23 protein-coding genes and 1 pseudogene are annotated in these 23,003 nt (G+C 69.8%); 9 read left to right on the top strand and 15 right to left on the bottom strand.

Features of this window, described 5'->3' with window-relative positions; all coding sequences use genetic code 11:
• Positions 1 to 224: 224 nt before the first annotated feature.
• The 12 genes from A9O67_RS01320 to A9O67_RS01265 form a co-directional block, all read right to left on the bottom strand.
• On the bottom strand, positions 225 to 947 hold the full coding sequence (locus A9O67_RS01320) for a glutamine amidotransferase (protein ID WP_068606624.1): 723 nt from the start codon (positions 945 to 947) through the stop codon (positions 225 to 227).
• A 14-nt stretch (positions 948 to 961) separates the two neighbouring features.
• Entirely contained in the window at positions 962 to 2,032 is a 1,071-nt protein-coding gene (leuB, locus tag A9O67_RS01315; RefSeq protein WP_068606622.1) for a 3-isopropylmalate dehydrogenase, read from the bottom strand.
• 73 nt (positions 2,033 to 2,105) lie between these two features.
• The gene (gene leuD, locus A9O67_RS01310; RefSeq protein WP_068606620.1) at positions 2,106 to 2,759 is read right to left on the bottom strand and encodes a 3-isopropylmalate dehydratase small subunit; all 654 of its coding nucleotides are present in this window, start codon (positions 2,757 to 2,759) and stop codon (positions 2,106 to 2,108) included.
• A complete protein-coding gene (locus A9O67_RS01305) occupies positions 2,760 to 2,888 on the bottom strand; it encodes an entericidin A/B family lipoprotein (RefSeq protein ID WP_068606618.1) in 129 nt (42 codons plus the stop codon).
• A 16-nt stretch (positions 2,889 to 2,904) separates the two neighbouring features.
• A complete protein-coding gene (gene leuC / locus A9O67_RS01300; RefSeq protein ID WP_068606616.1) occupies positions 2,905 to 4,326 on the bottom strand; it encodes a 3-isopropylmalate dehydratase large subunit in 1,422 nt (473 codons plus the stop codon).
• A 112-nt stretch (positions 4,327 to 4,438) separates the two neighbouring features.
• On the bottom strand, positions 4,439 to 5,749 hold the full coding sequence (gene gltA / locus A9O67_RS01295; RefSeq protein ID WP_068606615.1) for a citrate synthase: 1,311 nt from the start codon (positions 5,747 to 5,749) through the stop codon (positions 4,439 to 4,441).
• 27 nt (positions 5,750 to 5,776) lie between these two features.
• Positions 5,777 to 6,073: an FAD assembly factor SdhE gene (locus A9O67_RS01290; protein WP_068606613.1), complete on the bottom strand. Its 297-nt coding sequence runs from the start codon at positions 6,071 to 6,073 to the stop codon at positions 5,777 to 5,779.
• 25 nt (positions 6,074 to 6,098) lie between these two features.
• The gene (locus tag A9O67_RS01285) at positions 6,099 to 6,800 is read right to left on the bottom strand and encodes a succinate dehydrogenase iron-sulfur subunit (RefSeq protein WP_068606612.1); all 702 of its coding nucleotides are present in this window, start codon (positions 6,798 to 6,800) and stop codon (positions 6,099 to 6,101) included.
• Positions 6,801 to 6,824: 24 nt separating this feature from the next.
• Positions 6,825 to 8,630 carry a succinate dehydrogenase flavoprotein subunit gene (sdhA, locus tag A9O67_RS01280; protein ID WP_068606610.1) on the bottom strand — a complete coding sequence of 602 codons (1,806 nt, stop codon included), beginning with the start codon at positions 8,628 to 8,630 and terminating at the stop codon, positions 6,825 to 6,827.
• Between the two features lie 3 nt (positions 8,631 to 8,633).
• Positions 8,634 to 8,999 (bottom strand): succinate dehydrogenase, hydrophobic membrane anchor protein, encoded by a 366-nt coding sequence (sdhD, locus tag A9O67_RS01275; protein ID WP_068606608.1) that lies wholly within the window; start codon positions 8,997 to 8,999, stop codon positions 8,634 to 8,636.
• A 25-nt stretch (positions 9,000 to 9,024) separates the two neighbouring features.
• Positions 9,025 to 9,456, bottom strand: coding sequence for a succinate dehydrogenase, cytochrome b556 subunit (sdhC, locus tag A9O67_RS01270; protein WP_068606606.1), 432 nt, complete (start codon positions 9,454 to 9,456; stop codon positions 9,025 to 9,027).
• 152 nt (positions 9,457 to 9,608) lie between these two features.
• Complete coding sequence (locus A9O67_RS01265) at positions 9,609 to 10,427, bottom strand: GntR family transcriptional regulator (RefSeq protein WP_143969467.1); 819 nt, start codon at positions 10,425 to 10,427, stop codon at positions 9,609 to 9,611.
• Positions 10,428 to 10,531: 104 nt separating this feature from the next.
• On the opposite strand from A9O67_RS01265, the gene A9O67_RS01260 reads away from it, so the two are divergent.
• The 4 genes from A9O67_RS01260 (at position 10,532) to trhP (ending at position 16,715) form a co-directional block, all read left to right on the top strand.
• Positions 10,532 to 11,518 carry a malate dehydrogenase gene (locus A9O67_RS01260; protein ID WP_068606604.1) on the top strand — a complete coding sequence of 329 codons (987 nt, stop codon included), beginning with the start codon at positions 10,532 to 10,534 and terminating at the stop codon, positions 11,516 to 11,518.
• A gap of 17 nt (positions 11,519 to 11,535) precedes the next feature.
• Positions 11,536 to 12,549, top strand: coding sequence for an HpcH/HpaI aldolase/citrate lyase family protein (locus A9O67_RS01255; protein ID WP_068606602.1), 1,014 nt, complete (start codon positions 11,536 to 11,538; stop codon positions 12,547 to 12,549).
• A gap of 26 nt (positions 12,550 to 12,575) precedes the next feature.
• The gene (gene acnB, locus A9O67_RS01250; RefSeq protein ID WP_068606600.1) at positions 12,576 to 15,170 is read left to right on the top strand and encodes a bifunctional aconitate hydratase 2/2-methylisocitrate dehydratase; all 2,595 of its coding nucleotides are present in this window, start codon (positions 12,576 to 12,578) and stop codon (positions 15,168 to 15,170) included.
• Between the two features lie 87 nt (positions 15,171 to 15,257).
• Entirely contained in the window at positions 15,258 to 16,715 is a 1,458-nt protein-coding gene (trhP, locus tag A9O67_RS01245; RefSeq protein ID WP_068606598.1) for a prephenate-dependent tRNA uridine(34) hydroxylase TrhP, read from the top strand.
• Between the two features lie 13 nt (positions 16,716 to 16,728).
• Here trhP and A9O67_RS01240 read toward each other — a convergent pair whose 3' ends face one another.
• From A9O67_RS01240 to thiD, 3 genes are read right to left on the bottom strand one after another with little or no spacing between them, the layout of a single operon-like run.
• Complete coding sequence (locus tag A9O67_RS01240) at positions 16,729 to 17,694, bottom strand: cyanophycinase (RefSeq protein WP_082955267.1); 966 nt, start codon at positions 17,692 to 17,694, stop codon at positions 16,729 to 16,731.
• 7 nt (positions 17,695 to 17,701) lie between these two features.
• A complete protein-coding gene (gene hemL, locus A9O67_RS01235; RefSeq protein WP_068606596.1) occupies positions 17,702 to 18,997 on the bottom strand; it encodes a glutamate-1-semialdehyde 2,1-aminomutase in 1,296 nt (431 codons plus the stop codon).
• Complete coding sequence (gene thiD, locus A9O67_RS01230) at positions 18,994 to 19,863, bottom strand: bifunctional hydroxymethylpyrimidine kinase/phosphomethylpyrimidine kinase (RefSeq protein WP_068606595.1); 870 nt, start codon at positions 19,861 to 19,863, stop codon at positions 18,994 to 18,996. Before thiD ends, hemL begins: the two co-directional genes overlap by 4 nt.
• 62 nt (positions 19,864 to 19,925) lie before the next feature.
• Between thiD and A9O67_RS01225 the strand changes: the two genes are divergently transcribed.
• The 5 genes and pseudogenes from A9O67_RS01225 to A9O67_RS01205 form a co-directional block, all read left to right on the top strand.
• The gene (locus A9O67_RS01225) at positions 19,926 to 20,102 is read left to right on the top strand and encodes a rubredoxin (protein ID WP_082955266.1); all 177 of its coding nucleotides are present in this window, start codon (positions 19,926 to 19,928) and stop codon (positions 20,100 to 20,102) included.
• A 28-nt stretch (positions 20,103 to 20,130) separates the two neighbouring features.
• Positions 20,131 to 20,538, top strand: coding sequence for a response regulator (locus A9O67_RS01220; RefSeq protein ID WP_068606591.1), 408 nt, complete (start codon positions 20,131 to 20,133; stop codon positions 20,536 to 20,538).
• A gap of 20 nt (positions 20,539 to 20,558) precedes the next feature.
• A complete protein-coding gene (locus A9O67_RS01215; RefSeq protein WP_068606588.1) occupies positions 20,559 to 20,951 on the top strand; it encodes a response regulator in 393 nt (130 codons plus the stop codon).
• On the top strand, positions 20,935 to 21,513 hold the full coding sequence (locus A9O67_RS01210; RefSeq protein WP_068606586.1) for a chemotaxis protein CheW: 579 nt from the start codon (positions 20,935 to 20,937) through the stop codon (positions 21,511 to 21,513). Before A9O67_RS01215 ends, A9O67_RS01210 begins: the two co-directional genes overlap by 17 nt.
• A gap of 283 nt (positions 21,514 to 21,796) precedes the next feature.
• Positions 21,797 to 23,002, top strand: a pseudogene (locus tag A9O67_RS01205) (methyl-accepting chemotaxis protein); the annotation flags it as partial.
• Position 23,003: the final 1 nt, after the last annotated feature.

Here is a 23,003-nt window from a genome sequence, read left to right as displayed (position 1 = left end):
GTGGGGGAAACCCTTCTGCTGCCCGGCTCGTCTGGCCGGTATGGGCGCACGACGAACCAGGCTGGAATCAGCCGGTAATGGTGGTCGTGGTTTTGGTGGTGGCGCGCGCGCCCACCGCGGCCGGGGCGGCAGCGGGGTTCAGCTGGAACGGGCAGGGCGCGGGCATGATGGACCGATTCTACCGGATGCGACCTGATGCCACGCTGACAACCCGCGCCGGCCGGTCAGCGGGCCGCGCGGGCGGCCGCCCAATCGGCAAATGCCGGCAGCAGCGCGGCGGCGTGGGGGGTGGGTTGCAGGGCGTCGCGCACGCTGGCCGGATCCATGCCGTGTTGGCGCAGCGTCTCGGCCAGGTGGTCCACATAGGCTTGCACGGCGGGCAGCGAAAACTCGGGGTGGAACTGCACGCCCCAGGCACACGGGCCGACCCGAAACGCCGCGTGCGGCTCCTGCGCATGGTGGGCCAGAGCCACGGCCGTCGAGGGCAGCCGCACCACGCTTTGCAGATGCACCATGGGGGCGGCAAAACGCGCAGGCAGTGCCCCGAACAGCGGGTCCGTCTGCGCGGCCGGATACCGTTCGACGTTCACCGTCCCCACGTCCGGCCCTTGCGGGCGGTAGCCGACCTCGCCCCCCAGGGCGTGCGCCAACAGTTGGTGGCCGTAGCAGATGCCCAGCACGGGACATTCGGCGGCCACGGCGTCGCGCAGCCACGCGGCCAGGGCCTCGCTCCACGCCGCACGCTCCGACACCATGGCGTGCGAGCCGGTGACGATTGCGCCCGCCATGGCATCGGGCGCGGGCGGCAGGCCCGCACGGGCATCATGGACCTGCACGGGAAGCGGACCGCCCGCCAGCCCGGCGGCGATCCAGTCCTCGAAATCGCCGTGCGTGCGGGCCAGATCCGCCAAGGTCTCGCCCGCCTTGATGATCCAGATCGGCTTCATGTCACCCCCGGCGGTCACCCCAGCGCCCGCACCACCGCGTCGCCCATCGCCGCGGTGCCGACGACGGCGCAGCCGTCGCTGGCGATGTCGGCGGTGCGCAGGCCGTCGGCCAGCACCTTCTGCACCGCGGCCTCGATGCGGTCGGCCGCTTCGGGCTGCTTGAGCGAGTAGCGCAGCATCATCGCCGCCGACAGGATGGTGGCCAGCGGGTTGGCCACGCCCTTGCCGGCGATGTCGGGCGCGCTGCCGTGGCTGGGCTCGTACAGCCCCTGGCCGCGCTCGTTGAGACTGGCCGACGGCAGCATACCGATCGAGCCGGTCAGCATCGCCGCCTCGTCCGACAGGATGTCGCCAAACATGTTGCCGGTGACGATGACGTCGAACTTCTTGGGCGCCTTGACCAGCTGCATCGCGGCGTTGTCCACGTACATGTGGTCGAGCTCGACGTCGGGGTAGTCGCGGTGCACCTCGGTGACGACGTCTTTCCAGAACTGGAAGGTCTCCAGCACGTTGGCCTTGTCGACGCTGGTGACCTTGCGGCGGCGCTGGCGCGCGGCCTCGAACGCCACGCGCGCGATGCGCTCAATCTCCGGGCGGCTGTAGCGCATGGTGTCGAACGCCTCCTCCGCGCTAGCGAACGGCCCGTCCGGCGCGCTGCGGCGGCCGCGCGGCTGGCCGAAGTAGATGTCGCCGGTCAGCTCGCGGATGATCAGGATGTCCAAGCCCGCCACCAGCTCGGGCTTGAGGCTGGAGGCGTGCGTCAGCTGCGGGTAGCAGATCGCCGGGCGGAAGTTGGCGAACAGCCCGAGCGCCTTGCGCAGGCCCAGGATGGCCTGCTCCGGCCGCAGCGCGCGCGGCAGCGTGTCGTACTTCCAGTCGCCCACGGCGCCGAACAGCACCGCGTCCGCCTGCTGCGCGAGCTTGAGCGTCGCCTCCGGCAGCGGATGGCCGGCGGCCTCGTAGGCGGCGCCGCCCACCGGGGCGGTCTCCATCTCCAGCGGCGGGGCCAGCGCCTTGAGCACCTTGACGGCCTCGGCGACGATCTCGGGCCCGATGCCGTCACCGGGCAGGATGGCGATCTTCATGGATGTCCTGATGTCATGGGGAAGGCGCGGCCGGGGGCAGGCCCTGCCGCGCGGGGGAGCATGGGGCGCCCGGTCAGCCAGCGAAGGTGCGCGCCAGCCACGGGAAGCGGGCCAGCCGCTCGGCCTCGAAGGCGCGGATCTTGTCGGCGTGGCGCAGCGTCAGGCCGATGTCGTCCAGCCCGTTGAGCAGGCAGTAGCGGCGGAACGGCTGCACCTCGAACGGGATCTCGGCGCCGTCGGGCTGTACGATGACCTGGCGCTCCAGGTCGATCGTCAGCTCGTAGCCGGGGAAGGCGTGCACCTCGTGGAACAGGCGGTCGACCGTGGCCTCTGGCAGCACGATCGGCAGCAGGCCGTTCTTGAAGCAGTTGTTGAAGAAGATGTCGGCGAAGCTCGGCGCGATCAGCGCACGGAAGCCATACTGCTGGATCGCCCACGGCGCGTGCTCGCGGCTGGAGCCGCAGCCGAAGTTCTTGCGCGCCAGCAGGATGCTGGCCCCCTGGTAGCGCGGCTGGTTGAGCACGAAGTCCGGGTTGGGCTTGCGCTGGCTTTCCGGTACGCCGGGCTGGCCCGGCTGGTCCAGATAGCGCCACTCGTCGAACAGGTTGGGGCCGAAGCCGGTCTTGCGAATCGACTTCAGAAACTGCTTCGGGATGATGGCGTCGGTGTCGACGTTTTCCCGGTCGATGGGCGCGACGAGCCCTTTGTGGATGGTGAAGCGCTCCATTTACTTCTTGCCAGCGTCCTGGATGACCTGGCCACCTTTCTGGATGTCCTTGCCGAGCCCCTGAACCGTGTTGCAGCCCGCAAGCAGCAGGCCCAGACAGGCGAGGGTGCAGCACAGCGCGCGTTTCATGGTGAGCTCCTGGGGGTTAGACGATCTGGCGTACGTCGACGAAGTGGCCGTGGATGGCGGCTGCCGCCGCCATGGCCGGGCTGACCAGGTGCGTGCGCCCGCCCGCGCCCTGGCGGCCTTCGAAGTTGCGGTTGCTGGTCGAGGCGCAGCGCTCGCCGGGCTCCAGCCGGTCGGCGTTCATGGCCAGGCACATCGAGCAGCCGGGCTCGCGCCACTCGAAGCCCGCGGCGCGGAAAATCTCGTGCAGTCCCTCGCGCTCGGCCTGCTCCTTGACCTGACCCGATCCGGGCACGACCATCGCGAGCTTGACGTTGCGCGCCACCTTCTGGCCGAGTTTGCGTACCACGGCCGCCGCTTCGCGCATGTCCTCGATGCGGCTGTTGGTACACGAGCCGATGAACACCTTGTCCACGGCGATGTCGGTCAGGGGTTTGCCCGGTTGCAGGCCCATGTACTGCAGGGCGCGCTCCATGGCGCTGCGCTTGACGGGGTCCTTCTCCTTGTCGGGATCGGGCACGCGCTCGGTCACGGGCAGCACCATCTCGGGCGAGGTGCCCCAGGTGACCTGAGGCAGGATCTGGGCGGCATCCAGCTCGACCACGGCGTCCCAATGGGCATCGGGGTCGGAGTGCAGGGTGCGCCAATGGGCGACGGCCTGATCCCACTCCACCCCGCTGGGGGCCATGGGCCGACCGCGCACGTACTCGAGGGTCTTGTCGTCCACCGCCACCAGGCCGGCGCGCGCGCCCGCCTCGATGGCCATGTTGCAGACCGTCATGCGGCCTTCCATGCTCAGCGCGCGGATGGCGCTGCCACCAAACTCGATGGTGTAGCCGGTGCCGCCGGCGGTACCGATGCGGCCGATGATGGCCAGCACGATGTCCTTGGCCGTGCAGCCGCGCGGCAGCGTCCCCTCCACGCGGATCAGCATGTTGCGGGCCTTTTTGGCCAGCAGCGTCTGCGTGGCCAGCACATGCTCGACCTCGCTGGTGCCAATGCCATGCGCCAGCGCACCGAACGCGCCGTGGGTGCTGGTGTGGCTGTCGCCGCACACCACCGTCATGCCGGGCAGGGTGGCGCCGTTTTCCGGCCCGATGACGTGCACGATGCCCTGCCGCTTGCTCAGGAACGGAAAATACGCCGCCGCCCCGAACTCGCGGATGTTGGCATCCAGCGTGACGATCTGCTCCTTGCTGATCGGGTCAGCGATGCCGTCGTAGCCGTGCTCCCAGCCGGTGGTGGGGGTGTTGTGGTCGGCGGTGGCGACCACCGACGACACGCGCCACGGCTTGCGGCCGGCCACGCGCAGTCCCTCGAAGGCCTGCGGGCTGGTCACCTCGTGCACCAGATGGCGGTCGATGTAGAGGATGGCGGTGCCGTCCTCCTCGGTGTGGACGACGTGCTCGTCCCAGATCTTGTCGTAAAGGGTGCGTCCCATGGCGGAGGGGATAGGCGTGGGCGGCCTGCCATTGTAGGCCTAGACCGCGACGAACGGGGCGCGTCGACGGCGGTGCCGGGGACCATCCCGCGGGCACCGCCGCCCGGGTCGATCAGCGCTGGGCGATCGGCACGACGTCGCGCTTGGCCGCACCGGTGAAGAGCTGGCGCGGACGGCCGATCTTGTACTCGGGGTCCGAGATCATCTCGTTGAGCTGGGCGATCCAGCCCACCGTGCGCGCCAGCGCGAAGATGCCGGTGAACAGATTGACCGGGATGCCGATGGCACGCTGCACGATGCCCGAGTAGAAGTCCACGTTCGGGTACAACTTGCGCTGCACGAAGTAGTCGTCTTCCAGCGCGATCTTCTCCAGCGTCTTGGCCAGCTTGAACAGCGGGTCGTTCTCCAGGCCCAGCTCGCCCAGCACCTCGTTGCAGGTCTCCTGCATCAGCTTGGCGCGCGGGTCGTAGTTTTTGTAGACGCGGTGGCCGAAGCCCATCAGGCGCACGCCCGAGTTCTTGTCCTTGACCTTGGCGATGAATTCACCGATCTTGTCCACGCCGCCCATGGCCTGGATTTCTTCCAGCATGTTCAGGCAGGCCTCGTTGGCGCCGCCGTGGGCCGGGCCCCACAGGCAGGCCACGCCCGCGGCGATGGCCGCAAACGGGTTGGTGCCGGAGCTGCCGCACAGGCGCACGGTGGAGGTGGAGGCGTTTTGCTCGTGGTCCGCGTGCAGGATGAAGATGCGGTCCATCGCGCGCTCGAGCACCGGGTTGACTTTGTACTCCTCGCACGGCGTGCCGAACATCATGCGCAGGAAGTTGCCCGCGTAGCTCAGGTCGTTGCGCGGATACATGTACGGCTGGCCGATGCCGTACTTGTAGGCCATGGCGACCAGGGTGGGCAGCTTGGCGATCAGGCGGATGGCCGCGATCTCGCGGTGCTGCGGGTTGTTGATGTCGGTGCTGTCGTGGTAGAAGGCCGACATGGCGCCGACCAGGCCCGTGAGCACCGCCATCGGGTGCGCATCGCGCCGGAAGCCACGCAGGAAGAACTGCATCTGCTCGTTGACCATGGTGTGCATGGTCACGCGCTTGCTGAAGTCGGCTTTTTGGTGTTCGTTGGGCAGCTCACCGTACAGCAGCAGGTAGCAGGTCTCGAGGTAGTCGCACTGCGTGGCGAGCTGCTCGATGGGGTAGCCGCGGTAGAGCAGCTCGCCCTTGTCGCCGTCGATGTAGGTGATGGACGATTGGCACGACGCCGTGGACAGGAACCCGGGGTCGTAGGTGAACATGCCGGTCTGGGCGTAGAGCTTGCGGATGTCGATCACGTCCGGACCCACGGTGCCGGAGTAGATCGGCAGCTCGACGCTGGGCGCGCCGTTGGAAAACGACAGCGTGGCTTTGTGGTCTTGCAGTTTCATGCGGATTCCTTGGGTCTAGCGGGGGAGCTACGGGGATGACGGCGCGTCGGCCCGCGGCGGGGTGCGCAGCAGGGCCAGCACGTCGACGACCTCGGGGGTCGCCAGCGCGCCGTCGGGCTCGCGGCGGCGCAGCAACAGGTCGAGCAGATCGTTGTCGCTCAGGTCCATCAGCGCTTCCAGGCCGCGGGCCTGCCGCACCGTGAGGGCCTCGCCGTGCCGATCGAAGAAGCGCTCGATGAACAGATCGTTTTCGAGCAGACCGCGGCGGCAACGCCAGCGCAGCTTGCTGAGCTGGCGTTCGTCGAGCCGTGCGCGGTCGTCCATGGCCGGGTTCGTGAGCGCGGGGCGGTCAGACGGCGCGGCGCACCATCAGTTCCTTGATCTTGCCGATGGCCTTGGTGGGGTTGAGGCCCTTGGGGCACACATCGACGCAGTTCATGATGGTGTGGCAGCGGAACAGCCGGTACGGGTCTTCCAGGTTGTCCAGGCGCTCGCTGGTGGCCTGGTCGCGGCTGTCGGCGATGAAGCGGTAGGCCTGCAGCAGGCCCGCCGGGCCGACGAACTTGTCCGGGTTCCACCAGAAGCTCGGACAGCTGGTGGAGCAGCTGGCGCACAGGATGCACTCGTACAGGCCGTTGAGCTCTTCGCGCTCTTCGGGCGACTGCAGGCGCTCCTTTTCGGGCGGCTGGGTCTCGTTGATCAGGTACGGCTTGATCGAGTGGTACTGCTTGAAGAACAGCGTCATGTCCACGATCAGGTCGCGCACCACGGGCAGGCCCGGCAGGGGCTTCAGCACGATCGTGTCCGGCAGCGTGCGTAGGTTGGTCAGGCACGCTAGCCCGTTCTTGCCGTTGATGTTCATCGCATCCGAGCCGCAGACACCCTCGCGGCACGAGCGGCGAAACGCCAGCGTCGGGTCGATTTCCTTGAGCTTGATCAGCGCGTCCAGCAGCATGCGCTCGGTGGTCAGTTCCACCTCCAGCGTTTGCATGTAGGGCTTGGCGTCCTTGTCCGGGTCGTAGCGGTAGATCTTGAAGATGCGTTTGGCCATGGAAAAACCTCCGGCGTGGGGACGTCAGAACGTGCGGACCTTGGGCGGAATCGACTCGACCGTCAGCGGCTTGAGGTTGACCGGCTTGTAGGTCAGGGAGTTGTCGGCGCTGTGCCACAGGGTGTGTTTCATCCACACCTTGTCGTTGCGGCCCAGCGGGCACTCGGCGTCGTCCGGGCCGCGCTCGTAGTCCTTGACGGTGTGCGCGCCGCGGCATTCCTGGCGGGCGGCGGCGGACGTCATCGTGGCCTGGGCGGCTTCGATGAGGTTTTCGACCTCCAGCGCCTCCACGCGCGCCGTGTTGAACACCTTGGACTTGTCCTTGAGCACGATGGCGCCGACGCGCTCGCGCAGCGCGTTGATCTTGCGCACCCCCTCGTCCATGCTGGCCTGGGTGCGGAAGACGCCCGCGTGCTGCTGCATGGTGGCACGGATGTCGTTGGCCACGGCCTGCGCATACTCGCCGTCGGTGCGCGATTCCAGGCGGCTGAGCCGCTCCAGCGTGCGATCGGCGGCGTCCTTGGGCAGGTCCTTGTGCTCGCGGCCGCGGTCGAGGTGGGCCACGATGTGGTTGCCGGCCGCGCGGCCGAACACCAGCAGGTCCAGCAGCGAGTTGGTGCCGAGGCGGTTGGCGCCGTGCACCGACACGCACGAGCACTCGCCGACCGCGTACAGGCCGTTCACCACCTTCTGGCCGCCCTGGCCGTCCGGCACGACGACCTGGCCGTTGATGTTGGTCGGGATGCCGCCCATCTGGTAGTGGATGGTTGGCACCACGGGGATCGGCTCCTTGGTGATGTCGACGTTGGCGAAGTTGATGCCGATCTCGTACACCGACGGCAGGCGCTTGTGGATCGTCTCCGGGCCCAGGTGGTCGAGCTTGAGCAGGATGTAGTCCTTGTTCGGCCCGCAGCCGCGGCCTTCCTTGATCTCCTGGTCCATGCAGCGGCTGACGAAGTCGCGCGGCGCCAGGTCCTTCAGCGTCGGCGCGTAGCGTTCCATGAAGCGCTCGCCATTGCTGTTGAGCAGGATCGCGCCTTCGCCGCGGCAGCCCTCGGTCAGCAGCACGCCGGCGCCGGCCACGCCGGTCGGGTGGAACTGCCAGAACTCCATGTCCTGCAGCGGGATGCCGGCGCGCGCGGCCATGCCCAGCCCGTCGCCGGTGTTGATGAAGGCGTTGGTGCTGGCGGCGTAGATGCGCCCGGCGCCACCGGTGGCCAGCAGCGTGGCCTTGGCCTCCAGGATGTAGACGTCGCCGGTCTCCATCTCGAGTGCCGTCACGCCCACCACGTCGCCGTCGGCGTCGCGGATCAGGTCCAGCGCCATCCACTCGACGAAGAACGTGGTGCGCGCGGCGACGTTCTGCTGATACAGCGTGTGCAGCATCGCGTGGCCGGTGCGGTCGGCGGCGGCGCAGGCGCGCTGCACGGGCTTCTCGCCGTAGTTGGCGGTGTGGCCGCCGAACGGGCGCTGGTAGATGGTGCCGTCCGGGTTGCGGTCGAACGGCATGCCCATGTGCTCCAGCTCGTAGACGACCTTGGGCGCCTCGCGGCACATGAACTCGATGGCGTCCTGGTCACCGAGCCAGTCCGAGCCCTTGACGGTATCGTAGAAGTGGTAGTGCCAGTTGTCCTCGGACATGTTGCCCAGCGACGCGCCGATGCCGCCCTGCGCGGCGACCGTGTGCGAGCGCGTCGGGAACACCTTGGACAGCACCGCGACGTTGAGGCCGGCGCGCGCCAGTTGCAGCGACGCGCGCATGCCGGAGCCACCGGCGCCGACGATCACCACGTCGAAGCGCCGGCGGGGAAGGTTCGCAGTCAGGGTCATGGCTTACAGCCTCCAAAGCACTTGAAACGCCCAGCCCGTGCAACCGACCAGCCAGACGAGGGTGAACACATGCAGGGCCAGGCGCAGGCCCACGGGTTTGACGTAGTCCATCCAGATGTCGCGCACACCCACCCAGGCGTGCCACACCAACGCGATCACCACGGCGAAGGTGAGGAACTTCATCCACTGCGCCGCAAAGATGCCGGCCCAGGTTTCGTACCCGATGGGGCCGGAGGTGAAGATGACCTGCGCCAGCAGGACCACGGTGAAGAGGGCCATGAGCACCGCCGTGACGCGCTGGACCATCCAGTCGCGCAGGCCGTAGTGGGCGCCGGTGACGACGCGCTTGGAGCCGTAGTTGACCGCCATTTGTCGTTACTCCGTCAGGGGGGAATCAGTACAGGCCGAACAGTTTGGCGCCCAGCACGACCGTCAGGCCCAGGCTCAGCGCCAGCGTGACGATGGCCGACGAGCGGCCGTAGGCCTTGTCCACCTTGTGGGTGGCGTCCATGATGAGGTGGCGCACGCCGGCGCAGAAGTGGTGCAGATAGGCCCAGATCAGCGCCAGCGCCACCAGCTTGACGAACCAGCCGGGCACGAACCCGATCCCCGCGGAGAACGCCGCCGTGAAGCTGCCGTAGGACAGCTCCGACGACAGCGAGGTGTCCATCATCCAGACCACGAACGGCAGCAGCAAAAACATCAGGGCGCCGCTGACACGGTGCAGGATCGACACCCAGCCCGCCGGCGGCAGGCGGTACGTCGTCAGGTCCTTGAAGGCGTTGATGTTGCGGAACTCGGGCCGCGCAGGGCGCAAGGGCGTCATGGGGTTTTCTCCTGGGGGTCAGAACGTGCCACCATGGTCGGCAAGGCCGTTGGCGGCCATGACGGCGAACTCGTTATGGTTCATCGGGTCGCTGACGGGGAACTGTTACATTCTATTGCAATGCAGCATGACGAAGGGGTGGCGGGAAGGGGCTAGCTGAGCTCGTTGCGGTAGTGGTGCCGGTCGGTGCGATACAGGCCGCGGCGCAGCTCCATCGGCACACCGTTGTAGGTGTAGGCCAGGCGCTCCACGCTCAGCAGCGGGGTGCCGGCGGGGACCTGCAGGCGCTCGGCAGCCGTCTCGCTGGCGGCGACCGCCTTGATGCGTTCTTCGGCGCGCACCATGCGCACGCCAAATTGCGTCTCGAACAGGGCATACATGGGGCCGGCGTGCTCGGATAGCGTCTCCAGCGTCAGGCCGCGAAAGGCGCTGCCCGGCAGCCAGAGGTCCTCCAGAATCGTCGGGGTGCCCTGGAAGGACAGCACGCGGCTGACTTGCACCACCGCATCCCCCGCGCGCAGTTGCAAGGCGGCGGCCACCTCGGCGCTGGCGCGCATGCGCCGGCAGCCCAGCACCTCGCGCTTCGCGGGGCCTTCGCTGTCCAGCGTGCCCACATCGGGGTGCAGGCGCAGAAAGCGGTACTGGATGTGCTGCTCGGCGTGGGTGGCGACGAAGGTGCCTTTGCCTTGCCGGCGCACCAGCAGGTTGTCGGCGGCCAGCTCGTCGATGGCTTTGCGCACCGTGCCCTGGCTGACCTTGAAGCGCGCGGCCAGCTCGATTTCGCTGGGAATCAGGTCGCCGGGTTTCCACTCGCCGGCCTGCAGGCTGTGCAGGATGAGCGTCTTGATCTGCTGATAGAGCGGGCTGAAGGCGGGCGTGGAGGTGCCGGCGGCAGGCGCGGCCGCGACGGCCGAGCCCTCCGCGCCCAGGGCGGGGGTCGGGGGGCGGGCGGACAGGCCGTCGGGTTTCATGACCGCAATCATATCTTATATAAGACATAAGACAAATTGACGCCCCCGGGTTTACCAGAGTACACTCGCGGGGTTCATCCCCACGTTCCCCATTGGAGATTTCCATGAGCAAAAAGCCCGTCCGGGTGGCCGTCACCGGTGCCGCCGGCCAGATTGGTTATGCGCTGCTGTTTCGCATCGCCTCCGGCGAGATGCTGGGCAAAGACCAGCCGGTGATTCTGCAGTTGCTCGAGATTCCCGACGAGAAGGCGCAAAAGGCCCTCAAGGGCGTGATGATGGAGCTGGAGGACTGCGCCTTCCCGCTGCTGGCGGGCATGGAGGCGCACAGCGACCCGATGGGCGCGTTCAAGGACACCGACTACGCGCTGCTGGTCGGCGCGCGTCCGCGCGGCCCGGGCATGGAGCGCAAGGACCTGCTGGCCGCCAATGCACAAATCTTCACGGTGCAGGGCAAGGCCCTCAACGCCGTGGCGTCGCGCAACGTCAAGGTGCTGGTGGTGGGCAACCCGGCCAACACCAACGCCTACATCGCCATGAAGTCGGCCCCGGACCTGCCGGCGAAGAACTTCACCGCCATGCTGCGCCTGGACCACAACCGGGCGCTGTCGCAGATCGCCGCCAAGACCGGCAAGCCCGTCTCCAGCATCGAAAAGCTGTGCGTGTGGGGCAACCACTCGCCGACGATGTACGCCGACTACCGCTTCGCCACCATCGAGGGCCAGTCGGTCAAGGCGATGATCAACGACGAGGACTGGAACCGCAACGTCTTCCTGCCCACCGTCGGCAAGCGCGGCGCGGCCATCATCGAGGCGCGCGGCCTGTCGTCGGCCGCTTCGGCCGCCAACGCCGCCATCGACCACATGCGCGACTGGGCGCTGGGCACGAACGGCAAGTGGGTGACCATGGGCATCCCGTCGCAGGGCTGGTACGGCATTCCGCAGGACGTGATGTTCGGCTTCCCGGTCACCTGCGCCAATGGCGAGTACACGGTGGTCGAAGGCCTGCCGATCGACGAGTTCAGCCAGCAGTGCCTGAACAAGACGCTGGCCGAGCTGGAAGAAGAGCGCCAGGGCGTCGCGCACCTGATCTGACCGGGACGGACGCGCGCATGCCCACGCCCCCGTCGGCCTCCTCGCGCCATCCGCGCGAGGTCTTGCTCGGGGCCCAGGCCGGGGCCGTCTGGCTGCCCGCCTGCGACCACTATGCGGGCGTCGAGGCGCGCATGCGCAAGAGCCTGGCCCTGCAGGCCGAGTGGTCCGCGCGCCACGGGACGTGTCTGTTCGACGTCACGCTGGATTGCGAGGACGGCGCCCCGGTGGGGGGCGAGGCCGATCACGCCGCGCTGGTGGTCGAACTGGTGCGCGGGCTGGACTGGGCCGCGCCGGTGCCGCCGCGCGTGGGCGTGCGGGTGCATCCGGTGGGCCATCCGGCGTTCGAGGCCGACGTGGCCGCCATCGTCGGCGCCGTCGGCGCGCGCCTGACGCACCTGATGATCCCGAAGGTCGAGTCGGTGGCCGACGTGGCGCGCGCCGTGGCAGCGGTCGATGCGGCCGGCGCGCCCGCGCTGCCGCTGCATGTGCTGATCGAGTCGCCGGCGGCGGTGCATCGGGCGTTCGACATCGCCGCGCAGCCGCGCGTGGCGTCGCTGAGCTTCGGGCTGATGGACTTCGTCTCGGCGCACGGCGGGGCGATCCCCGCCGCGGCGATGACGGTGCAGGGCCAGTTCGAGCACCCGCTGGTCTGTCGCGCCAAGCTGGAGATCGCCAGCGCCGCACACGCGCACGGCAAGGTGCCGTCGCACTGCGTGGTCACCGAGTTCCGCGACCGCGACGCGGTGCGGCGCGCCGCCGAGCGTGCCGCCGGGGCCTTTGGCTACACGCGCATGTGGAGCATCCACCCCGACCAGATCGAGCCCATCGTCGCGGCGTTTCGGCCGCGGCCCGATGAGGTCGAGCAGGCCGCCGAGATCATCGACCGCGCCGCCGCGGCCGATTGGGCGCCGATATCCCACCAGGGTCATTTGCACGACCGCGCGTCTTTCCGCTACTTTTGGCAGGTGCTGGAGCGGGCCCACGCCACCGGCGTGGCGCTGCCCGAGACGGTGCGCGGCCACTTTCGATGAGATTTCCACCGACTGGAGCACACACCATGTTGCAAGCCTATCGTGACCATGTGGCCGAGCGCGCCGCGCTGGGCATCCCGCCGCTGCCGCTGAATGCGCAGCAGACGGCCGACCTGATCGAGCTGATCAAGAACCCGCCCGCGGGCGAGGATCCGCAGTTTCTGCTGGACCTGCTGACGCACCGCGTGCCTCCGGGGGTGGACGACGCGGCCAAGGTCAAGGCGTCGTTCCTGGCGGCCGTGGCCCATGGCGACATCCAGGTCGGGCTGATCAGCAAGGCCAAGGCGACCGAGCTGCTGGGCACGATGGTGGGCGGCTACAACGTCAAGCCGCTGATCGACCTGCTGGACGACGCCGAGGTGGCGCCGATCGCGGCCGAGGGCCTGAAGAAGACGCTGCTGATGTTCGACGCCTTCCACGACGTGGCCGAGAAGGTGCAGGCCGGCAACGCGCACGCGCGCGCCGTCATGCAGAGCTGGGCGGATGCGGAGTGGTTCCTCTCGCGCCCGGAGGTGCCCAAGAAGATCACCGTCACCGCCTTCAAGGTGCCCGGCGAGACCAACACCGACGACCTGTCGCCCGCGCCGGACGCCTGGAGCCGCCCGGACATCCCGCTGCACTACCTGGCGATGCTCAAGAACAAGCGCCCCGATGCGCCGTTCGAGCCGGAGGAGGACGGCAAGCGCGGCCCGATCGGCGTGATCGAGCGCCTGAAGCAGAAGGGGCACCTCGTGGCCTACGTCGGCGATGTGGTGGGCACGGGTTCCAGCCGCAAGTCGGCCACCAACAGCGTCATCTGGGCCACCGGCCACGACATCCCCTATGTGCCGAACAAGCGCTATGGCGGCGTGACGCTGGGCGGCAAGATCGCGCCGATCTTCTTCAACACGCAGGAAGACTCGGGTTCCCTGCCGATCGAGGTGGACGTCAGCAAGATCGAGTTCGGTGACGTCATCGACATCTATCCCTACGACGGCAAGATCGAGAAGAACGGCGAGGTCATCGCCACCTTCCAGCTCAAGAGCGAGGTGCTGCTGGACGAGGTGCGCGCGGGCGGCCGCATCAACCTGATCATCGGCCGCGGCCTGACGGGCAAGGCGCGCGAGTTCCTGGGGCTGCCGGCCTCCACGGTGTTTCGCCTGCCCAAGGCCCCGGTGGACACCGGCAAGGGCTACACGCTGGCGCAGAAGATGGTCGGCCGCGCCTGCGGGCTGCCGGAAGGCAAGGGCATCCGCCCCGGCACCTACTGCGAGCCGAAGATGACCACTGTCGGCAGCCAGGACACCACCGGCCCGATGACGCGCGACGAGCTGAAGGACCTGGCCTGCCTGGGCTTCTCGGCGGATCTCGTGATGCAGTCGTTCTGCCACACCGCGGCGTATCCGAAGCCGGTGGACGTCAAGATGCACCGCGAGCTGCCGGCCTTCATCAGCAGCCGCGGCGGCGTCAGCCTGCGCCCGGGCGACGGCGTCATCCACTCGTGGCTCAACCGCATGCTGTTGCCGGATACGGTGGGCACGGGCGGCGACAGCCACACGCGCTTCCCGATCGGCATCAGCTTCCCGGCCGGCTCCGGGCTGGTGGCGTTCGCCGCCGCCACCGGCGTCATGCCGCTGGACATGCCCGAAAGCGTGCTGGTGCGCTTCAAGGGCCAGATGCAGCCCGGCATCACGCTGCGCGACCTGGTGCACGCGATTCCGCTCTACGCCATCAAGCAGGGCCTGCTGACGGTGGAGAAGAAGGGCAAGAAGAACATCTTCTCCGGCCGCATCCTGGAGATCGAGGGCCTGCCCGATCTGAAGGTGGAGCAGGCGTTCGAGCTGTCCGACGCCTCGGCCGAGCGCTCGGCGGCGGGCTGCACGATCAAGCTCAACAAGGAACCGATCATCGAGTACCTGCAGAGCAACATCGTGCTGCTCAAGAACATGATCGCCGACGGCTACCAGGACGCCCGCACGCTGGCCCGCCGCATCAAGGCGATGGAGGCCTGGCTGGCCAAGCCGGAGCTGCTGGAGGCCGACCCCGACGCCGAATACGCCGCCGTGATCGAGATCGACCTCAACGAGATCAAGGAGCCCATCCTGTGCTGCCCCAACGATCCGGACGACGCCAAGTTCCTGTCCGAGGTGCAGAACACCCCGATCGATGAGGCCTTCATCGGCTCGTGCATGACCAACATCGGCCACTTCCGCGCGGCAGCCAAGCTGCTGCACGGCCAGCGCGACATCCCGGTGCGTCTGTGGGTGGCGCCGCCGACCAAGATGGACCAGAACGAGCTGATCAAGGAAGGCCACTACGCCGCCTTCGGCACGGCCGGTGCGCGCACCGAGATGCCCGGCTGCAGCCTGTGCATGGGCAACCAGGCGCAGGTACGCGAGGGCGCGACGGTGGTCTCCACCAGCACGCGCAACTTCCCCAACCGCCTGGGCAAGAACACCAATGTGTTCCTGGCCTCGGCCGAGCTGGCGGCCATCGCGTCCCGCCTGGGGCGCCTGCCCACCCCGGCCGAGTACCACGCCGAGATGGGCGTGATCAACCAGAAGGCCGGCGAGGTGTACCGCTACATGAACTTCGACCAGATCGAGGAATACGCGGAAACCGCCAAGGCCGTGACGGTCTGACCCCGCGGCGTGTGCCCTGCCGAACGGCCCCCTCGGGGGCCGTTTTTCGTGTGTCCCCCGCTCGGCGGCGTGCCGCTACCATTACGCATGACTTTGCGCATTCCCGAACTGCTGCTGCCCGCCGGCTCGCTGGCGCACCTGCGCGCCGCGTTCGACTTCGGCGCCGATGCCGTTTACGCCGGCCAGCCGCGCTATTCGCTGCGCGCGCGCAACAACGAATTCCGCCTGGAGCAGATCGCCCAGGGCATTGCCGAGGCGCACGCGCGCGGCAAGCGCTTCTTCGTCACCAGCAACCTGATCGCGCACAACGACAAGGTGCGCACCTACCTGCGCGATTTGGCGCCGGTGGTGGCGCTGCGGCCGGATGCGCTGATCATGGCCGACGCGGGCCTGATCATGCTGGTGCGCGAGGAGATGGAGCGCGGCCGCTGGCCCGAGGTGCCGATCCACCTGTCGGTGCAGGCCAACACGACCAACTGGGCAGCGGTGAAGTTCTGGCAGCGCGCCGGGGTGTCGCGCATCATCCTGAGCCGGGAGCTGAGCCTGGAGGAGATCGCGCAGATCCGCGACGCCTGCCCGGACGTGGAGCTGGAGGTGTTCGTGCACGGGGCGCTGTGCATCGCCTACTCCGGGCGCTGCCTGCTGAGCGGCTACTTCAACCGGCGCGACCCCAACCAGGGCACGTGCACCAACGCCTGCCGCTGGGGCTACCGCACGCACGCGGCCGGCGAGACCGACGCCGGCGACGTGCAGCCGCTGGGCGCTGTGGGCTGTGGCGCCGGATGCCGCAGCGCGGCGGGCGCGGACGGCGAGGGCGAGGCCGGCCGCTTGGGCGCCGACTTCGACTTTGCGCGCGAGCAGGCGCAGGCCGAGGCGCAGTGGGAGCCGGCGCCGTCCACCACCGGCGACGGGCGGCGCCACCCGCTCGCGGACCGCGTCTGGCTGTTGGAGGAGGCCTCGCGCCCCGGCGAGCTGATGCCGGTGATGGAGGACGAGCACGGCACCTACATCCTCAACAGCCGCGACCTGCGCGCGGTGGAGTATGTGGAGCGGCTGGTGCGCATCGGTGTCGATTCGCTCAAGATCGAGGGCCGCACCAAGAGCGCCTACTATGTGGCGCGCACGGCGCAGGTGTACCGGCGCGCGATCGACGAAGCGGTGGCGGGTCGGCCGTTCGACCCCAGCCTGTTGGCGGAGTTGGAAGGCTTGTCCAACCGCGGCTACACCAGCGGCCTGCTGGAGCGCCGGCCGGCGCAGGACTATCAAAACTACGCCAGCGGCCACTCCGCGCCCACCCGCAGTCAGTATGTGGGTGACGTCGTCGGCGTGCGTGCCGACGGCTGGGCCGAGGTGGAGACCAAAAACCGCTTTGCCGTGGGCGACCGGTTGGAGGTGATCCACCCGCGCGGCAACCGCGTCGTGACGCTGGCGGCGATGCAGGACGCCGAGGGGCGCGCGATCGAGGTTGCGGCCGGTAATCCGCTGCGCGTGTGGGTGCCGCTGGAGGGGCCGGCCGACGGCGCCCTGCTGGCCCGTTTGCTCTGATGGGGCGCGCGCCTCAGCCTCGGATGGGGCCGGGGCGCACCAGCAGCTCCAGCGCCTGCCGCAGGGCCGGGGGCGGGGCGGGCGTGTCGGGGTCGGTGTCCACCACCTCGTAGCGCGTGCCGGCGGGCAGCAGGTGCACCCGCACGTCCAGCAGCGTCAGCGGCTCCTCGGGGTCCACCTCGCGCACGTTGGAGCGCATTTGCCGGCCGTCCACCAGGGTCACGGCACCGTTGCCCAGGACTTCGATGGACCGTCCGCGCTCGATCACCAACGCCGTGTCCTCGTCGATGCCCACCCCCAGCAGGTCCGGCCGCAGGGCGAGCGCCGACAGCAGCCGCCCGAGGCGGTGCCGTTCGTTGAAATGCTGGTCGATGATGGCGCTGGCGAGCAGCCCCAGGCCGATGTCGAGCGACACCGCGTCGCGGTACGGCCGCAGCGTGGGCTCGCCGATGGCCAGCATTTGCCGCGACAGCGCCGCCGCCCCCGCGCTGGTGCCGCCGATGCAGCAGCCGCGCACATGGAAGGCCAGGTGCAGGGCGCGCGCGGCCTGCGACTCCCAAAGCACGGACATCAGCCGCCGCTGGTCCCCGCCGCTGATGTAGACGCCGTCGGCGTCCAGAATGCGCTGCACCGCCGCGGGGTCGTTGGCTTCTTCCGCCGTGCGGAAGTCGATGGGCTCGACCCGCTGCGCGCCCAGCTCGGCAAAGACGCTGCGGTAGCCCTCCCAGGCGCCGGCCGGATCGCCGCTGGCCGCGGTGAGCAGGAGCAGCCGTGCCTGCGGGCCGCCGCTGAGCTCGATGAAACGGCGCAGGATCAGGCGGTCGCGCTGGCGGTCCTCGGCCCCGCCGACCGCGATCAGATGCCCGTAGCGGCGGCGGGCCGGGGTGGCGTACCCGGCGCCGGGCAGGCCCATCAGCCCGGTCAGTCCCGCAGCCAGACCGCCCGCCAGGCCCAACACACAGTCGCGACGGGTGGGCATGCGTGGCTTACAGGGTGGCCAAAACGGCGCGCGCGGCCTGCAGCGTCGCCTCGATCTCGGCCTCGCCGTGCGCGGCGCTGACGAAGCCGGCCTCGTACAGCGCCGGGGCGAAGTAGACGCCGCGCTCCAGCATCCCGTGGAAGAAGCGGTTGAAGCGCGGCGCGTCGCTGGCCATCACCTGGGCGTAGTTCTGCGGCAGCTGCGGCAGCAGGAAGAAGCCGAACATGCCGCCTTCGCTGTCGACGCTGAACGGCACGCCGGCGCGGTCGGCCTCGGCCTTGAGGCCCTCGACCAGCGCGCGCGTGCGCGCCGCGAGCTGCTCGAAGAAGCCCGGGCGCTGGATGAGGCGCAGCGTGGCCAGCCCGCAGGCGGTGGCCACCGGGTTGCCCGACAGCGTGCCGGCCTGGTAGACCGGCCCGAGCGGGGCCAGCTGCTCCATCACCGCGCGCTTGCCGCCGAAGGCCGCCAGCGGCATGCCGCCGCCGATGACCTTGCCCATCACCGTCATGTCCGGCTCGAAGCCCGGGATCAGGCGCGCGTAGAGGCTTTGCGCGCCGCCCAGCGCGACGCGAAAACCGGTCATCACCTCGTCGAACACCAGCAGCGCGCCGTGCTGCGTGCACAGCTCGCGGCAGCGGCGCATGAACGGCACGCTGGCACGCACGAAGTTCATGTTGCCGGCGATCGGCTCGATCATCAGCGCGGCGATCTGCGGCCCGTGCTCGGCGAACGCCGCCTCCAGCTGCGCGACGTTGTTGTATTCGAGCACCAGCGTGTGCTGCACCACCTCCGGCGGCACACCGGCGCTGGTGGGGTGGCCGAAAGTGGCCAGCCCGGAGCCGGCCTTGACCAGCAGCGCATCCGCATGGCCGTGGTAGCAGCCCTCGAACTTGATGATCTTGGGCCGGCCGGTGGCGCCGCGCGCCAGGCGGATCGCGCTCATGCCGGCCTCGGTGCCGGAGCTGACCAGGCGCACCATCTCCAGGCTCGGCAGCAGGCGGATGATTTCTTCGGCCAACTCGATCTCGCGCTCGGTGGGCGCGCCGAACGAAAAGCCGTCGCGCACGGCGGCCTGCACCGCCTCGAGCACCTCGGGGTGGCCGTGGCCGAGGATCATCGGCCCCCAGGAGCCGATGTAGTCGATGTAGCGCCGCCCGTCGGCGTCCCAGAAGCAGGGGCCCTCGGCGCGGGTGATGAAGCGCGGCGTGCCGCCGACGGCGCGGAAGGCGCGCACCGGCGAATTGACGCCGCCGGGGATGACGGCCTTGGCACGGTCGAACAAGAGTTGATTGCGGTCGGTCATGGTGAGGGAGAGGATTCGTCCGGGGCGTCGGCGCTGTCGTCGTCGGCCCAGAACAGTCGGTCGGGCACGGCGTGGCCCATGCCGGGCTGAAAGCCATTGGCCAGCGCCTGGTCCAGGTAGCCCAGCGCCTCGGCGCCGGCTTGCGAGAGCTCGCTGCCGTGTGCCAGCAGCGCGGTCAGGGCGGCGGAGAGCGTGTCCCCGGCCCCGATGAAGGTGGCGTCGATGCGCTCGAACTCGGCGTGGGCGAGCACGACCTCGGGCGAGGCCAGGTGGTTGTCGATGCGCTCGCCGCGCGCCTGGCCAGTGACCAGGGTGTAGGGCACGCCGTGCACCGCGGCGGCGCGGGCGATGTCGCGCGGGCCGGGCGGGCGCTCGTCGTCCCAATCGGGCAGCAGCCAGCGCGCCAGGGTGTGGTGGTTGCCCACCAGCACATCGGTCTGGGGCAGCACCAGGGCCTCGCAGGCTTCCAGGTAGGCCTCGCGCTCGCCGTCGGTCCACCAGGCCAGCTCGGGCAGGTAGGTGACCACGGGCAGTTCGTCGTAGTCGCTCAGGATGGCGCCGATGGCGGCCAGTCCGGCCGGGCTGCCGGCAAAGCCGACCTTGATCGCCGCCACGGACACGTCTTCCAGCACGGCGCGGGCTTGATCGTCGATCCAGTCGGCCTCCAGCGCATAGTGGCCGTGCAGGTGGCGCGTGTCGCGCAGCCACACGCAGGTGGCCACCGGCAGCACATGGCACGACGCACTGGCGATGGCGGTCTGGTCGGCCGCCAGTCCGCCGGCGCCGCTCGGGTCGCTGGCATTGAAGCACAGCACGCAGGGCGGGCGGGCCGGCGCTTCGCTGGCAGCGGTCGGGGTCTCGGGCATGGGGCGCGGGGGCCGTGGCTACAATGGGCCCATTCTACTTGGACGTGTCTGACCCACCTGCCATGACCACCCCGAACCGTACCTGGATGTGCCTGATCTGCGGCTGGATTTACGACGAGGCGGCGGGCGACCCCGAGCATGGCATCGCGCCTGGCACCCGCTGGGAGGACGTGCCGGTCAACTGGACCTGCCCGGAATGCGGCGCGCGCAAGGAAGATTTCGAGATGGTGCAGATCTGACACCCCGCCCCCGACGCCCGCACCGGCCATGGACCCCCGCCCTGCCGCGACTCGCAAGGTGCTGGTGGTCGATGACAGCCTGACGGTGCGGCGCAGCGCCGAGCGCGCCTTGCGCGGCGGGGGGCACGAGGTGTTGCTGGCGGCCGACGGCTTCGAGGCCTTGGCGCTGATCCACGACTTTGCGCCGGATCTGGTGTTCTGCGACATTCTGATGCCGCGGCTGGACGGCTACCAGACCTGCGCCATCATCAAGCGCCACCCCCGCTTTGCGGCCGTGCCGGTGGTGATGCTGTCCTCGCGCGACGGGGTGTTCGACATCGCGCGCGCGCGCCTGGCCGGCGCCAGCGATCATCTGGCCAAGCCGTTCATGGCCGAGGGGCTGCTGGAGGCGGTGGCGCGCTACGCCCCCTCCGGCGCGGTGGCCGAGGCGCCGTAGCGGGCGGCGGAGCGGCGGCCGTGAAGGACATCCTGGTGGTCGACGACTCGCGCACCGAGCAGGTGTATCTGCGCAACCTGCTCACGCGCCACGGCTACCAGGTGCGCAGCGCCTACGATGCCGAGCAGGCGTGGCGCGCGCTCGAGGCCCAGCGGCCCGACCTGATCCTGATGGATGTGGTCATGCCGGGGACCAACGGCTTTGCGCTTACCCGCACGATTGCCCGCCACCCGGCCTATGCCGATGTGCCCATCGTCATCTGCTCCAGCAAGCGGCAAGAGACCGACCGCGTCTGGGGCCTGCGGCAGGGCGCGCGCGACTATCTCACCAAGCCGCTCGATCCGGCCGTGCTGCTCGGCAAGATCGAGGCGATCCTGGCGGACGGCGGAGACGGCGATGGCGGCGTTGGCTGAGCACCCGGCGCAGGGGCCGCATGGCCTGACGGCGTTTCAGGCCGACCTGGCCCGGCGGCTCGCGGCCGCCGTGCGCGAGCCGGTGCGCCCCGGCTGGATGGCCTTGAGTTGGCGGGGCGTCGAGGTGCTGCTGCCGCTCACCGATGCCAGCGAGATCGTATCCCCCCTGCCGGTGCAGCCGCTGCCCCACGCCCGGCCGTGGGTGCGGGGTGTCGCCGGGGTGCGCGGGGCGGTGGTCGCCCTCATCGACTGGGTGGCGGCGCTCGGTCTGCCGCCAGCCGGTGGCGCAGTCGGGCCGGACCGGCCCGCGCCGACCCATTGGCTGATCCTGGCCCCGGCCACCGGCTTGCCCCTGGCGCTGTGCGTGGACCGGCTGCCGGGGCTGCGCGGCCCCGCACCCCTGACGCCGGCGGCTGCGCCCGCCCCATGGCGCAAGGCCTGGCGGGACGCCGATGGCCGGGTGGTTCCCCAAATGGACGCCGCCCTGATCCGCGACCGCATCGCCCCAGCGGGGCTGCACCAGCCCGCCTGGGCACCGCCACCGAGGACCGACCATGTTTGATGCCCTGCGCCAGCGCGCCGCCCCTTCCCGCGCCCCGGTCGTGGACGATGTGCCGTCCGGGCTCGACTCCACGCTGGGCGAGGCGGGCTCCACCCTGGGGGACTCCACCTACGCCCGTCCCTCCGCCGCCGCGCGCGGGGACCGAGCCGCCCGTCCGCCCGCGGCCCCGGCCGGTGCCGCTCGCCCGCGCGCCACCGCAGCCGCGCCCATCGAGGCCCCTGAAGCCGACGGGGCCGGCGGGCCGGCCTTGTGGCTGGCGGGGCTGGGCACGCTGGCCATGGCCGTGTCCGCCATCGCCCCGGCGTTTGCGGGCGACGCGCTGCCGCTGCCGCTCGCGTGGTGGCCCGCGTTGACCGCGGGGGGTGGCGCGCTCGCCGTTGCGGGTCTCGCAATGGCCTGGCGCGCGCAGCGGATCCGGGTGCGCCAGCGGGAGGCCGAGCTGGAGCGCACGCGGGCCCAGGCGCTGGAGCAGCAGCGCGAGGCCAAGCGGGTCAACGACGCCACCCAGGCCGCCATCCTGCGCCTGATGAACGAACTGCAGGCGGTGGCGGAGGGCGATCTGACCCAGCAGGCATCGGTGACGGAGGACATCACCGGCGCCATCGCCGACTCGGTCAACTACACCGTGGAGGAACTGCGCACCCTCGTGGCCCAGGTGCAGGCCGCTGCGCAGCGCGTCGCCGAGACCACGGCGCGCGTGGAAAACACCTCCATCGAACTGCTGGCCGCGTCCACCGAGCAGTTGCGCGAGATCCGCGAAACCGGCCAGTCCGTGCTCGACATGTCTGGCCGCATCACCGAGGTGGCCGCGCAGGCGCAGGCGTCGGCCGACGCGGCGCGGCAGGCCCGGGCCGCCGCCGAGTCGGGCGCGCGCGCCGTGCAGGAGACCATCGGCGGCATGAGCACGATCCGCGAGCAGATCCAGGACACCGCCCGGCGCATCAAGCGGCTGGGCGAGTCCTCGCAGGAGATCGGGGAAATCACCGACCTGATCGCCGACATCACCGAACAGACCAATGTGCTGGCGCTCAACGCCGCCATCCAGGCCGCCAGCGCGGGCGAGGCGGGGCGGGGCTTTTCGGTCGTGGCCGAGGAGGTGCAGCGGCTGGCCGAGCGCAGCGCCGACGCCACGCGCCAGATCGCCGCGCTGGTGCGCGCCATCCAGGCCGACACGCAGGACGCCGTGCTGGCGATGGAGCGCTCCACGCGCGAGGTCGTCGAAGGTGCGCGGCTGTCCGACAACGCCGGCGCGGCGCTGGCCGAAATCGACCGCCTGTCGCGGCAGGCGGCGGAGCTGGTCGAACAAATCGCCGGCTCCGCCGGTCGCGAGGCGGCGCTGGCCGGGCAGACGGCGACCAGCATCCAGCACATCCTGGGCGTCACCGAGCAGACCGGCGAGGGCACGCGCTCCACGGTGCAGCAGGTGCGCGAGCTGGCCCGCGTGGCGGACGAGCTGCGCCAGTCGGTGGCCCGCTTCAAGATTCGCTGAG

The organism is Tepidimonas fonticaldi, assembly GCF_001675355.1.
GTDB lineage: Bacteria > Pseudomonadota > Gammaproteobacteria > Burkholderiales > Burkholderiaceae_C > Tepidimonas > Tepidimonas fonticaldi.
This window is presented reverse-complemented; position numbering and strand designations above follow the sequence as displayed.